This window comes from Pseudomonas sp. MWU349, from assembly GCF_017947325.1.
GTDB lineage: Bacteria > Pseudomonadota > Gammaproteobacteria > Pseudomonadales > Pseudomonadaceae > Aquipseudomonas > Aquipseudomonas protegens.
Genome location: NZ_JAFEVP010000010.1, coordinates 28,180 through 41,874, shown reverse-complemented (window position 1 = coordinate 41,874; position 13,695 = coordinate 28,180). Strand labels below are relative to the sequence as shown.

Sequence of the window (13,695 nt, the reverse complement as noted above, 5' to 3'; positions counted from 1 at the left end):
AGACAGAGTGACCACGACTGGTGAGTCAGTCACTGGTGCTGTCACCGAAGCGGTGTAAACGACGGTGCCACCTTCAGCCACATTTGGAGTTGCGGTCAGGCTGACGGTCGACGTATCGATAGTGTCTGTGACGTCGGTCACAGCCGGAGCCGGGTTGGTGACCAGGTTTTCGAAATTGCCGCCATCGGCCTTGGTGATGGTGACTTCAACCTTGCCGGCGTCTTTATAGACATCATCGGCAGGGGCGGCGACGGTCGCTGTACCCGAGGTAGCACCGGCAGCGATGGTGATCACGGCGCCGTTGCTCAGGGTTACGGTGACCGGGGTGCCCGCAGGGTTGGTCAGGGTGGCGGTGTAGACGATGGAGCCGCCTTCGGCCACGGTATCGGTGGCCGACAGGCTCAGGCCGGTGTCGTCAATGCTGTCGGTCACGGTGGTGACCGCTTTGTCTGGGCTGGGTTGCAGGTTCTCGAAGTTGCCGCCTTCAGCCTTGGTGATACCGACTTCGATGGTGTCGCCGTTCTTGTAGACATCATTGGCTGGCGCCGGGACGTCGATCGAGCCACTGGACTTGCCCGCTTCGATCGTGATCACCGAGCCGTTGGACAGGGTGATGGTCACTGGAGTCTGTGCCGGGTTGGTGAGGGTGGCGGTGTAGGTGATCTGCCCGCCCTCGGTAACGCTGGCATCAGCGGTCAGGCTGACGGTGGTGGTGTCGATGGTGTCGGTGACCTGGGTGACCGCCGGGGCCGGGTTGACCGTTACCAGCAGGCCGCCACCGCCGGTGGTGCCGGTCACGCTGACGCTGATCTGGCCAGGGTCGATATAGACGTTGTCGTGGGGCGCCAGGGGCACTTGCACGCTGCCAGTGGTCTGGCCGGCGCTGATGACGATGACCGCGCCATTGGACAGGGTCACGGTCAGGTCGGTAAGTGGCGCCTGGGTCAGGGTCGCGGTGTACACCAGGGTGCCGCCGGCTTCGGTAATGGTCGGGGTGGCGCCCAGCGTCAGGGTGGCCGGGCGCAGGGAGTCACTCCCGCTGCCATTGCCGTTGCCATTGCCCAGGCCGCCATTGTTGGTCAGGCCGCCAAAGGTGTTGTCCTGGGTCGAATTGGCCAGCCCCAGGCCAGCGGTGGGGAAACCGATGGTCGGGTCGACCCGGCCCGCAGTCTCTTCCAACTGCACAAAACTGTGGCCTCCACCGGCCGCGCCGCCATTCCCCGCGGCGGTCGGGCCGGCGGCGGTGGCTTCCAGGTCGGTGGTCGGGTCCGCGCCGGCGGCGATGGCCTGCTGCAGCTCTGCCACCGAAGGGGCGGCCTGAGCGGTGGCCTGTGCCAGGTCCGTGCTGGAATCCGGTGCAGCACCGCTCCACTGGGTGTCACGTCCCAGGTCCAGAGTGCGCCCGTCGGTCAACTCCAGGGTGACGGCTCCGGCGGGGCCGGTGTCTACCTGGTCACCCACGAACAGGCGGTCCCCTTCAATGAGTACGCGTCGGATCCCTTCCGGGGAAACCACGAAAACTTGGCCGACAATGCTTTTGACGATGGCAACAACACTGCTCATTGGGGACTCTCCGGTGTACCGCTCAGTCGACTTCCATGTACCGGCTTGGGCGCGGGCCGCAACTCAGTCAGGACGTACTAGGTGTGTAATTGGGAACGGGTAATTGACAGATCTATCGTCAAAAGTTTGGCTATATTTTTTGGGTATTAACTTTATGCCAAACTATTGACCTTATGGGCGCCATCCTAAACAATCGCCGAATTAATGTCACATTGATATTCACGCAGTAACCTGACTTGAAGTATGTGAACCAGTTCTTAGTTTGAACTTTCCGACGGACGGTTGTTTTGGTTGTAATCAATCGATGTGGTGCCACGTTCTGACGTGATTCTGGACACGCTGTCCGAGGGAAATTCTTACCATGCGTTTTCATCTGTTCAAGGCCCTGCCCTTTGCCTTAGCCGCCAGCTTTGTGCAGGCTCAAACCCTTCCTGAAGCCATGCAGAAAGCACTGGATGTGCACCCGGAAATCCAAGCCGGCGTGAACAGCCGCCTGGCTGCTGACTACCAGCTGAAAGCCGCCAAAGGTGGCTATCTGCCACGAGTGGACATGCTAGCTGGCTATGGTCGTGAAGGGACGGATAACCCTACGACCCGTGCGGGTACAGGCAGCAATCACTGGGAAACCTTGAGCCGCGGCGAGTCAAGTTTGCGTCTGCAACAGATGGTTTTTGACGGTTTTGCCACGTCCAGCGAAGTCGGGCGTCAACAAGCCACCGTCAACTCCCGCGCCTATTCCCTGCTGGGCACTTCCGAGCGTACGGCCCTGACCGTGGCCCAGGTCTACCTGGATGTGCTGACCCGCCGTCAATTCGTGCAACTGGCGGAAGACAACCTGCGCAATCACGAGCGCATCTACGACCAGATCAGGCTGCGCACCCAGCGTGGCGTGGGGAGCGGCGCCGACCTTGACCAGGCTGAAGCGCGGATGGCCCAGGCCCGCAACAACCTGATCACCGAGCAGACCAACCTGGCCGACGCCCAGACCAACTATCTGAGTGCCGTCGGAGAAATGCCGGACCAACTGGAACGCCCTGCCAGTTTTATGGCGTTGTTGCCGGCCAACCTCGACGAGGCTCGGCACCAGATGCTGGAAAACAGCCCGATCCTGCGTTCCGCCGAGTCCGATATCGTCGCCGCCGAGAAGCAGTACGACGCCGCCAAGTCGGCGTTCTATCCGCGTTTCGACGCTGAGCTGGGGCGTACCGCCGACAACGACCTGGACGGCCAGAACGGCCACAACAATGAATGGCAGGCCATGCTGCGCATGCGCTTCAACCTGTTCGCCGGCGGCAGCAACAAGGCCGACCTGGAGTCCAAGGCCTACCAGTCCAACCAGGCGCTGGATATCCGCAACAACGCCCTGCGGGTGCTGAACGAGGAACTGGGCCTGGCCTGGAACGCCTTGAACAACGCCAACGCCCAGGTGCCGATCGCCCAGCAATATGTCGATCACAGCACCGCCGTGCGCACCGCCTACCAGAAGCAATTCAGCCTTGGCGAGCGCACCCTGCTGGACTTGCTCGACAGCGAAAACGAGTTGTTCACCGCTTCCCGGCGTCTGGCCGAGATCCAGAACATTCAGTTATTTACTCAGTACCGAATCAAGGCGACCATGGGCGAGTTGCTCAAGAGCCAGGGAGTGGTCGCACCTATGGCTTCTGTCGTGCAGAACGATACGAAGCCCAAGGTCCAGCTGCCCGGGATGAATTGAGCTAATTTCATCCAACCAGCCAGTCAAGAGTGTCGAGCGTGGAAGCAGAAGTCAGTGTGCAACTCAGTCATGATCCACGCGGCATGCATGACGATCCCCTTCTGGATGGTTTGCTGACCCTCTGCTTCCTGCACCAGAAGCCCGCCAGTGCGGCGATGCTGACCACTGGCCTGCCCTTGCCATCCCAGCGCCTGAGCGCCGAGCTGCTGCCCCGGGCCGCAGCCCGGGCCGGGCTGCAGGGCCGGGTGCTGCGGCGCAAGCTCGAACAGATTCCAGCCATCGCCATGCCCGCCCTGTTGCTGCTCAAGGACGGTCGCAGCGCGGTGCTGCTGGGCTGGCAGGGGGAAGACCAGGCGCGGCTGCTGCTCAGCGAAAGCGATGGCGGCGAAGTCTGTGTCGACCGCCAGTTGCTGGCCGACGATTACAGCGGCCAGGTGTTCTTCGCCCAGCCCCAGCACAAGTTCGACGTCAACCACGGGTCGCTGATCCCCCGCGCCCGTTCCTGGTTCCGCGACACCCTCAAGCGCTCGCGCTGGCTGTATGTCGACGCCATTGCCGCGAGCCTGCTGATCAACATCATCGCCATGGCTGCGCCGTTGTTCGTGATGAACGTCTATGACCGGGTGGTGCCGAACCAGGCCACCTCGACCCTGTGGGTGCTGTCCATCGGCATCATCGGCGCCTACATCTTCGACCTCATCCTCAAGGGCCTGCGCAGCCTGTGCCTGGACCTGGCGGGAAAGAAGACCGACCTGATCATTTCCGCCACGCTGTTCGAGCGCATCGTCGGCATGGCCATGAAGTACCGCCCGGCACGGGTCGGCAGCTTCGCCCAGAACATCCATGAGTTTCAGAGCCTGCGGGACTTTCTCGCATCCCTGACCCTTACCAGCCTGATCGACCTGCCGTTCACCCTGCTGATCTTCCTGGTGATCGCCATCCTTGGCGGGCATCTGGTGTGGATTCCGGTGCTGGCCTTCCCGATTGCCCTGTGCATCGGCTATGCCCTGCAGAAGCCGCTGGTGGCGACCATGGAGAAGACCATGGCCCTGGGGGCCGAGCGCCAGTCGAGCCTGATCGAGACCCTGGCCGGGCTGGACGCGGTCAAGGTCAACAACGCCGAGAGCGAGCGCCAGTACCAGTGGGAGCAGACCATCGGCACCCTCAGCCGTCTTGAGCTGCGGGTGAAGATGCTGTCCAGCCTGGCGATGAACATCACCTTGCTGATCCAGCAACTGGCCGGGGTGATCATGATCATCTTCGGCGTGTACCAGATCATCGACGGCAACCTCAGCATGGGCGGCCTGATCGCCTGCTACATGCTCAGCGGTCGGGCCCTGAGCCCGCTGGCTTCGCTGTCCGGGCTGCTGACCCGCTACCAGCAGGCGCGGGTCACCATGACCTCCGTGGACCAGATGATGGAGCTGCCCCAGGAGCGCAATTTCGACGAGCGCCCCCTGAGCCGCAGCGTGCTGCAGGGCGCCATCGAGTGCCGGCAACTGAGCTTTACCTACCCGGGGCAGCAGAACCCGGCGCTGAAGAACATCAACCTGATGATCAAGCCGGGGGAAAAGGTCGGCATCATCGGCCGCAGCGGCTCCGGCAAGAGCTCCCTGGCCAAGCTGCTGGTGGGGCTCTACCAGCCGGATTCCGGGGCCCTGTTGGTGGACGGTGTGGACATTCGCCAGATCGATGTCAGTGAACTGCGTCACAACATCGGCTACGTGCCCCAGGACATCCAGCTGCTGGCCGGTACCCTGCGTGACAACCTGACCTCCGGTGCCCGCTACGTCGAGGACGAGCTGGTGCTGCAGGCCGCGGAACTGGCGGGGGTCCATGAGTTCGCCAGGCTGCACCCGCAGGGCTATGAATTGCAGGTGGGCGAGCGCGGGCAGAACCTTTCCGGTGGCCAGCGGCAGAACGTTGCCCTGGCTCGCGCGCTGTTGCTCAACCCACAGATCCTGCTGCTCGACGAGCCCACCAGCGCCATGGACAACACCGGCGAAGAGCGCTTGAAACAGCGCCTGGAGGCGGTGGTGCAGGGCAAGACCGTGGTACTGGTCACCCACCGGGCGTCGTTGCTGTCGCTGGTGGACCGGCTGTTGGTGGTGGACCGTGGGCAAATCCTGGCCGATGGCCCGAAAGCGGTGGTGATGGAAGCGTTGAAGAAGGGGCAGATCAGTGTTGCTTAAGTCGGGATTCAAGGACTCGATCCGTCGCTATTTCAAAGGCACCGATTCGCTCCAGGGGCAGCCACTGCCCGAGGTCAACAAGGCTCTGATCGAAGATGCGCCGCGGGTTATCCGCCTGACCATCTGGGGCATCATCGCGTTCTTCCTGTTCCTGGTGCTGTGGGCCAACTTCGCGGTGATCGACGAGGTAACCAAGGGCGAGGGCAAGGCGATTCCTTCCTCCAAGCTGCAGAAGATCCAGAACCTGGAAGGCGGCATCGTCTCCGAGCTGTACGTCAAGGAAGGCCAGATAGTCGAAGCCGGCGCGCCGCTGATCCGCCTCGACGACACGCGCTTCCAGTCCAACGTCGGCGAGACCGAGACTGTGCGCCTGTCCATGCTGCTGCGGGTCGAGCGCCTGAGCGCCGAGGTGGATGAACGCGAGCTGAATTTCCCCGCCGAGGCGGTCAAGGAAGCGCCGGGTCAGGCGGCCAGTGAGAAATCCCTGTACCAGAGCCGTCGCCAGCAACTGCATGACGAGATCGGCGGCCTCCAGGAACAGCTGATCCAGAAGCAGCAGGAACTGCGCGAGTTCACCTCCAAACAGGCGCAATACCGCCAGCAGCTGGGCCTGCAGCGCCAGGAAATCGCCATGTCCGAGCCGCTGGTGGCCCAGGGCGCGGTGTCGCCGGTGGAAGTGCTGCGGCTCAAGCGTGCCGAGGTGGAAACCCGTGGCCAGTTGGACGCCACCACCCTGGCGATTCCCCGCGCCGAATCGGCGATCAAGGAAGTGCAGCGCAAGATCGATGAAACCCGCGGCAAGTTCCGTAGCGAGGCCCTGACCCAGCTCAACGAAGCGCGCACCGAACTGAACAAGGCCAGCGCCACCGGCAAGGCCCTGGAAGACCGGGTCAGCCGCACCCTGGTGACCTCGCCGGTACGCGGTATCGTCAAGCAGCTGATGGTCAACACCATCGGCGGGGTGATCCAGCCGGGCAGCGACATGGTGGAAATCGTCCCCCTGGACGACACCCTGCTGGTGGAAGCCAAGATCCGTCCCCAGGACATCGCCTTCCTGCACCCGGGGCAGGAAGCGGTGGTCAAGTTCAGCGCCTATGACTACACCATCTACGGCGGCCTCAAGGCCCGCCTGGAGCAGATCGGCGCCGATACCATCACCGATGAAGACAAGAAGACCACCTACTACATGATCAAGCTGCGCACCGACCGCAGCCACTTGGGCACCGACGAGAAGCCGCTGCTGATCATCCCTGGGATGGTGGCCTCGGTGGACATCATCACCGGCAAGAAAAGCATCCTCAGCTACCTGCTCAAGCCGATCATCCGCGCCCGCGCCGAAGCCCTGCACGAACGCTGATCCATGTAAGAAACCACCTGCCAGCCTTGTAGGAGCTGGCTTGCCAGCGAAGGGCCTTGAGAGCGCCTTCGTCGGCGTACCGTCCCCAAGCGGTCCATCGGTTGAATCAACATATCGTTATTCACTAACGGTATTTAAATTCGTTTTCTTATATCTATAAAGTTGACTCCCTGCGTACCTGCCGACCAATCGGCGCGCCGCACGAAATGAACCCACACGGGATCTCCGTGAGTTTCTGATCGACGCGCGCGCCCTGGGCGCGCCTGCGCGGGAGTTTCAGTCATGTCTGCACCAGCCAGTGCCGCCTCCATTGCCGCACAAGCTTTCCAAATCCGGCCCTTGAATGGGGCTGTAGGCGCCGAGATCGTCGGCCTCGACCTGTCCCGGCCAGTCAACGACCAGGACTTCGCCCGCATCCACCGCGCCCACCTGGACCATCACGTAGTGGTGTTCCGCGACCAGCGCATCAGCCCCGAACAGCAGATTGCCTTCAGCCGTCGCTTCGGCGTGTTGCAGATTCATGTGCTCAAGCAGTTCCTGCTGGCCGGGCACCCGGAAATCCTCATCGTTTCCAACATCATCGAGAACGGCCAGTCCATCGGCCTGGGGGACGCCGGCAAGTTCTGGCACTCGGACCTCTCCTACAAGGAACTGCCGAGCCTGGGCTCGATGCTGCACGCCCAGGAACTGCCAGCCGAAGGGGGCGACACCTTGTTCGCCAACATGCACCAGGCCTGGGACAACTTGCCCGAGGCGCTGCGCAGGGCGGTCGAGGGTCGCAGCGCCGCCCACTCCTACACGGCGCGCTACAGCGAGACCAAGTTCGAGGGCAACTGGCGCCCGACCCTGACCCCGGAGCAACTGGCCCAGGTCGCCGAGGTGGTGCACCCGATCGTGCGCACTCACCCGGAAAACGGCCGCAAGGCACTGTTCGTCAGCGAAGGTTTCACCACCCGCATCGTTGGCCTGCCGGAAGACGAAAGCGCCCAGGTGCTGGCCGAGCTGTATGCCCACAGCGTGCTGCCGGACAACATCTACCGCCACCAATGGCAGCCCCACGACCTGGTGTTCTGGGACAACCGCTCGCTGATCCACCTGGCTGCCGGTTGCCCGAGCCATCTGCGCCGCAAGCTGTATCGCACCACCATCCAGGGCGACGCCCCTTACTGATCAGCCAGGCACGGCAGGAGAACCAGCATGTCCTTATCCATTCCCTTCATTCCCCGCCTCGGCAGACTGGCCACGGCCATCGGCCTGGGTTTCAGCCTGCTGGCCGGCAGCCTGGTCGCGCCTGCGCCAGCCCAGGCCGAAGGCGAGATCCGCATCGCCGAACAGTTCGGTATCGTCTACCTGCTGCTCAATGTGGTGCGCGACCAGAACCTGATCGAAAAGCACGGCAAGGAGCAGGGCATCGACATCAAGGTCGACTGGACCCAGCTGTCTGGCGGCGCGGCGGTCAACGACGCGCTGCTGTCGGGCTCCATCGACATTGCCGGGGCCGGCGTCGGGCCACTGCTGACCATCTGGGATCGCACCCACGGCCGGCAGAACGTCAAGGCCGTAGCCTCTCTGGGTAACTTTCCCTACTACCTGGTGAGCAACAATCCCAAGGTCAAGACCATCGCCGACTTCACCGAAAAGGACCGCATTGCGGTACCGGCGGTGGGGGTCTCGGTGCAGTCGCGCTTCCTGCAATACGCCGCCGCCAAGCAATGGGGCGACCAGGAATTCAATCGCCTGGACAAGTACACCATCGCCGTTCCCCACCCGGACGCCACCGCCGCGCTGATTGCCGGCGGCACCGAGCTCACCGGGCACTTCTCCAACCCGCCATTCCAGGACCAGGCCCTGGAGAACCCCAATGTGCACGTGGTGCTCAATACCTACGACCTGCTGGGGCCCAACTCGCCGACGGTGCTGTTCGCCACCGAGAAATTCCGCAACGACAACCCCAAGACCTACAAGGCCTTCGTCGAGGCCCTGGCTGAAGCGGCCGAGTTCGCCCAGCATGACAAGGGCGCAGCCGCCGATACCTACCTGCGCGTGACCAAGGCCAAGATCGACCGCGCCGCCTTGCTGAAGATCATCGACAACCCGCAGTTCGAGTTCAGCGTGACACCGAAAAACACCTACCCGCTGGCGGAATTCCTGTACCGGGTCGGTGCGATCAAGAACAAGCCCGAGTCGTGGAAGGACTACTTCTTCCAGGATGCCAAACCGTTGCAGGGGAGCTGATCGCCATGAACGCCCCCTTGCCAGGCCACACGGCCAGCAATCGCGCTGCCATCGCCCAGGCGCTGTTGGCGGTGGAACAAGTCAGCCTGGAATACCGCACCCCACAGCGGGTGGTGCGGGCCACCCACCAGGTGAGTTTCGAGGTTGATCCGGCCGACCGCTTTGTCCTGCTGGGCCCTTCAGGCTGCGGCAAGTCGACCCTGCTCAAGGCCGTGGCCGGGTTCATCCAGCCCTGCGAGGGCGAGATTCGCCTGCAAGGCCAGCGCGTCAGCCAGCCCGGGCCGGATCGTATCGTGGTGTTCCAGGAGTTCGACCAGTTGCCCCCCTGGAAAACCGTGAAACAGAACGTGATGTTTCCCTTGCTGGCGTCGAAGACCCTCGGCCGCCGCGAGGCCGAGGAGCGTGCCCTGGAATACCTGGAGAAAGTCGGCCTGGCGGCTTTCGCCGATGCCTATCCGCATACCCTGTCCGGTGGCATGAAGGCCCGGGTGGCGATCGCTCGCGCCCTGGCCATGCAGCCGAAGATCCTGCTGATGGACGAGCCTTTCGCCGCCCTCGACGCCCTGACCCGACGCAAGATGCAGGAGGAGTTGCTGCGGCTCTGGGAGGAGGTGCGCTTCACCTTGCTGTTCGTCACTCACTCCATCGAGGAAGCGCTGGTGGTGGGTAATCGCATCCTCTTGTTGTCGCCTCATCCGGGGCGCGTGCGGGCAGAAGTCCACAGCCACCAGTACGACCTGCAGAGCCTCGGTGGCGTGGCCTTTCAGCAGACCGCGCGGCGCATCCACCGCTTGCTGTTCGATGAAGGCCAATCGCCGGAAACTGAAACCGAGCTGGATTTCGCCGATATCCGTATCGCTTATTGAGCCGTCAGGCTGCCGTTGAACGAGGAACGCCCGATGAGCCAGTCATCCCCTGTGCGCGAAGAATACGAAGTCGTCCTGCAACCTTTGCTGCAAGTCCCGCTGGAACGAGAGCTGCCCCTGGGCCAGCGACTCTGGCAGCAGGGCTGGCTGCGCAAGGGCCTGATCCTGATCCTCCTGGCGCTGCTCTGGGAAGCCGTGGCCCGCTACCAGAACAATGACCTGTTGCTGCCCGGCTTTGTGCAAACCGCCAGCGCCCTGTACCAGGGCCTGATCAGCGGTGAACTGCTGGGCAAGGTGGGCATTTCCCTGGTGGTGCTGCTCAAGGGCTACCTGATCGGTATTGTCCTGGCCTTTGCCCTGACCACCCTGGCGGTGTCGACCCAGTTCGGCCGCGACCTGCTGAGCACCCTGACCTCGATGTTCAACCCGCTGCCGGCCATTGCCCTGCTGCCCCTGGCGCTGCTGTGGTTCGGCCTGGGGCAGAACAGCCTGATCTTCGTGCTGGTGCATTCGGTGCTCTGGGCCCTGGCCCTGAATACCTACGCCGGGTTTCTCGGGGTTTCCGAAACCCTGCGCATGGCCGGGCGCAACTACGGCCTCAAGGGCCTGCGCCTGGTGCTGTTCATCCTGATCCCGGCGGCGCTGCCGTCGATTCTCGCCGGGTTGAAGATCGGCTGGGCTTTCGCCTGGCGCACCCTGATCGCTGCCGAGCTGGTGTTCGGCGCCACCAGCGGCAAGGGTGGCCTGGGCTGGTACATCTTCCAGAACCGCAATGAGTTGTACACCGACAAGGTGTTTGCCGGGCTGGCAGTGGTGATCCTCATCGGCCTGCTGGTGGAAAACCTGATCTTCGACACCCTGGAGCGGATCACGGTAAAACGCTGGGGCATGCAGCGCTGAGCTACCTCGTCCGCCAGCCCCCCGACCGTAGGAGCTGGCCTGCCAGCGAAAGCGTCCTCAAGGGCTATGCAAGGTTCGAGGGCCCATTCGCCGGCAAGCCGGCTCCTACGCGGCTAGTGGGTTCACGGGTAAGGATTGATCTCCCTCATTTTCCTCGGCGCCAAGCCTGCTAGCATTGCGCCTGGATCATCCCTGACCAGTCACGAGTGCTCAGCATGCAACTTCCGGACATGAACCTTCTGGTGGCCCTCGACGCCCTGCTCGACGAGGGCAGCGTGGTGGGCGCGGCGCGGCGCATGAACCTCAGCCCGGCAGCCATGAGCCGGACCCTGACGCGGATCCGCGACGCCCTCGGCGACCCGGTGCTGGTACGTGCCGGACGCGGCCTAGTGCCCACCCCCAAGGCCCTGGAACTGCGCAGCCAGGTGCGCGATGTAGTGGAGCAGGCGGCGCTGGTGTTCCGCTCGGCGGACAAGGTCGACCTGGGCTCCCTGCAGCGGCGCTTCAACGTGCGCGCCAACGATTTTTTCGTCGGCGTGTATGGCGGTCGCCTCATCGATACCCTGGAGCGTCAGGCGCCCTTGTGCGAGCTGCGCTTCGTGCCCGAAGGCGATGGCGATGACGAGGCCCTGCGGGAGGGAAGGATCGACCTGCGGATTAGCAACACCCGGCCCCTGACCCCGGAAGTCAAGGTGCAGAACCTGTTCACCACCGCCTTTGTCGGCCTGGTGCGCGAAGGCCACCCGCTGTTGGACGAAGACATCACCGCCGAGCGTTTTGCCGCGTTTCCCCATATCAGCATGTCTCGCCGGGGCATAGCCCGTGGGCCGATCGATGCGGCCCTGGCCGAGCAGGGCCTGGAGCGCCGGGTGCCGCTGATTGCCCCGAGCTTCCACGCCGCCATGTTCATGCTGCCGGATTCGGACCTGATCCTGCCGGTGCCCCAGGAAACCCTGCTCAGCGTCTCGCGCCTGGGCCTGCGCTTGCGTTCGTTCGTGCTGCCGATCTCCCTGCCGACCCTGGTCCTGACCCAGGCCTGGCATCCACGCTACGACAAGGACCCGGCGCACAAGTGGTTTCGCGAAACCCTGCGCACCTCCTGCCAGGCCACCTGGCAAGAAGCCCAGCCAGGCTCTTCGTAGGAGCCGGCTTGCCGGCGAAAGCGGTCTTGAGGACCCCTTCGCTGGCAAGCCAGCTCCTACGGTCAACAGGGTGAATTGTTGCGTCTGACGCACTTATAAACTGTCGATAAGTCAGTTTTCGTCAGCATCGGCTGTTCATAAACTGCTCTGGTTTTCTTGTCTGGAGCAGTATTTCCATGAGTTCCCTCGCTGTCGCTGCGCCTGCTTCGGTTGAAGCCGCCAGCAAGCCGGCAGCCATTGCACCGCCGGTGTTCGGGCCGCGGATCATCATCGGCCTGGTGGGCGTGCTGCTGGCGGTGCTGGTCTCGGGCCTCAACGAGATGGTGACCAAGATCGCCCTGGCGGACATTCGTGGTGCGCTGTTCATCGGTTACGACGAAGGCACCTGGCTGGTGGCCTGCTACACCGCCACCTCAGTGGCGGCCATGGCCTTCGCGCCCTGGTGCTCGGTGACCTTTTCCCTGCGGCGCTTCACCCTGTGTGCCATTGGCCTCTTCACCCTGTTGGGGGTGCTGTGCCCCTTCGCCCCGAACTACGAAAGCCTGTTGCTGCTGCGCACCCTGCAAGGCCTGGCCGGCGGCGCCCTGCCGCCGATGCTGATGACCGTGGCCCTGCGGTTCCTGCCGGCCAACGTCAAGCTCTACGGCCTGGCCGGCTATGCCCTGACCGCCACCTTCGGCCCTAGCCTGGGCACACCCCTGGCGGCACTCTGGACCGAGTACGTGGGCTGGCAATGGGCGTTCTGGCAGGTGGTGCTGCCTTGCCTGCTGGCGATGGCGGCGGTGGCCTACGGCCTGCCCCAGGACCCGCTGCGCCTGGAACGGTTCAAGCAGTTCAACTGGCGCGGCCTGCTGCTGGGCTTTCCGGCGATCAGCATGCTGGTGATCGGCATCCTGCAGGGCAACCGCCTGGACTGGTTCGAGTCGCCGCTGATCTGTGTGCTGCTGGCTGGCGGCCTGGTGCTGCTGGTGCTGTTTCTGATCAACGAATGGTCGCAGCCGATTCCGTTCTTCAAGCTGCAGATGCTTGGCATCCGTAACCTGTCCTTCGCCCTGCTGACCCTGGCCGGGGTGCTGGTGGTACTGACGGCGGTGATCATCATCCCGTCCGCCTATCTGGCTCAGGTCCAGGGCTACCGGCCGTTGCAGACCGCGCCGGTGATGCTGGTTATGGCCCTGCCGCAACTGCTTGCGCTGCCCCTGGTGGCAGCACTGTGCAACCTGCGCTGGGTCGATTGCCGCTGGGTGCTGGGGATCGGCCTGGGCATGCTGGTGCTGTCCTGTCTGGGCGGTACGCACCTGACCTCGGCCTGGATTCGTGACGACTTCTACGTGCTGCAACTGCTGCAGATCTTCGGCCAGCCCATGGCGGTGCTGCCCTTGCTGATGCTTTCCACCGGCAGCATTAGCCCGGTGGAAGGGCCTTTTGCCTCGGCCTGGTTCAACACCGTGAAAGGCCTGGCGGCGGTGATTGCCACCGGTGTGCTGGATGTGCTGACCACCCGCCGCCTGCACTTTCATTCGACCATGCTGGTGGACAGCCTGGGCAACTCGCCTCTGGTGGACGACGGCGTCGCCGGCCTGGCCCGGCGCCTGCACCAGCAGGCCGTGGTGCTGACCTCCGCCGACCTCTACTACTGCATGGCAGGGCTGGCCGCTGTGCTGATCCTGCTGATCTTCTGGCTGCCGACGCGGATCTACCCACCGCGGGCACCGACTTGAACGAG

The 13,695-nt window shown here is 63.5% G+C and carries 10 protein-coding genes; 9 read left to right on the top strand and 1 reads right to left on the bottom strand.

Translation table 11 applies throughout. The annotated features are described in order from the left end of the window. Nucleotides 1-1,563: retention module-containing protein (locus tag KCG88_RS30445; RefSeq protein WP_210713743.1), on the bottom strand; the 1,563-nt coding region annotated here is incomplete at its 3' end. Between the two features lie 361 nt (nucleotides 1,564-1,924). Here KCG88_RS30445 and KCG88_RS30440 point away from each other — a divergent pair. The 9 genes from KCG88_RS30440 (at nucleotide 1,925) to KCG88_RS30400 (ending at nucleotide 13,690) form a co-directional block, all read left to right on the top strand. After that, the gene (locus tag KCG88_RS30440; RefSeq protein ID WP_047335330.1) at nucleotides 1,925-3,277 is read left to right on the top strand and encodes a TolC family outer membrane protein; all 1,353 of its coding nucleotides are present in this window, start codon (nucleotides 1,925-1,927) and stop codon (nucleotides 3,275-3,277) included. A gap of 38 nt (nucleotides 3,278-3,315) precedes the next feature. Beyond that, a complete protein-coding gene (locus KCG88_RS30435; RefSeq protein ID WP_210713742.1) occupies nucleotides 3,316-5,469 on the top strand; it encodes a type I secretion system permease/ATPase in 2,154 nt (717 codons plus the stop codon). Continuing rightward, on the top strand, nucleotides 5,459-6,826 hold the full coding sequence (locus KCG88_RS30430; protein WP_011058517.1) for an HlyD family type I secretion periplasmic adaptor subunit: 1,368 nt from the start codon (nucleotides 5,459-5,461) through the stop codon (nucleotides 6,824-6,826). Before KCG88_RS30435 ends, KCG88_RS30430 begins: the two co-directional genes overlap by 11 nt. A 282-nt stretch (nucleotides 6,827-7,108) precedes the next feature. Further along, nucleotides 7,109-7,996 (top strand): TauD/TfdA family dioxygenase, encoded by an 888-nt coding sequence (locus KCG88_RS30425; RefSeq protein WP_210713741.1) that lies wholly within the window; start codon nucleotides 7,109-7,111, stop codon nucleotides 7,994-7,996. Nucleotides 7,997-8,035: 39 nt separating this feature from the next. Beyond that, complete coding sequence (locus KCG88_RS30420) at nucleotides 8,036-9,061, top strand: ABC transporter substrate-binding protein (RefSeq protein ID WP_210713744.1); 1,026 nt, start codon at nucleotides 8,036-8,038, stop codon at nucleotides 9,059-9,061. Between the two features lie 5 nt (nucleotides 9,062-9,066). Next, on the top strand, nucleotides 9,067-9,927 hold the full coding sequence (locus KCG88_RS30415; protein WP_041115052.1) for an ABC transporter ATP-binding protein: 861 nt from the start codon (nucleotides 9,067-9,069) through the stop codon (nucleotides 9,925-9,927). 33 nt (nucleotides 9,928-9,960) lie between these two features. Further along, nucleotides 9,961-10,827 (top strand): ABC transporter permease, encoded by an 867-nt coding sequence (locus tag KCG88_RS30410; RefSeq protein ID WP_210713740.1) that lies wholly within the window; start codon nucleotides 9,961-9,963, stop codon nucleotides 10,825-10,827. 215 nt (nucleotides 10,828-11,042) lie between these two features. Continuing rightward, nucleotides 11,043-11,969, top strand: coding sequence for a LysR family transcriptional regulator (locus KCG88_RS30405; RefSeq protein ID WP_210713739.1), 927 nt, complete (start codon nucleotides 11,043-11,045; stop codon nucleotides 11,967-11,969). 176 nt (nucleotides 11,970-12,145) lie between these two features. Further along, nucleotides 12,146-13,690 carry an MFS transporter gene (locus tag KCG88_RS30400; protein WP_210713738.1) on the top strand — a complete coding sequence of 515 codons (1,545 nt, stop codon included), beginning with the start codon at nucleotides 12,146-12,148 and terminating at the stop codon, nucleotides 13,688-13,690. Nucleotides 13,691-13,695: the final 5 nt, after the last annotated feature.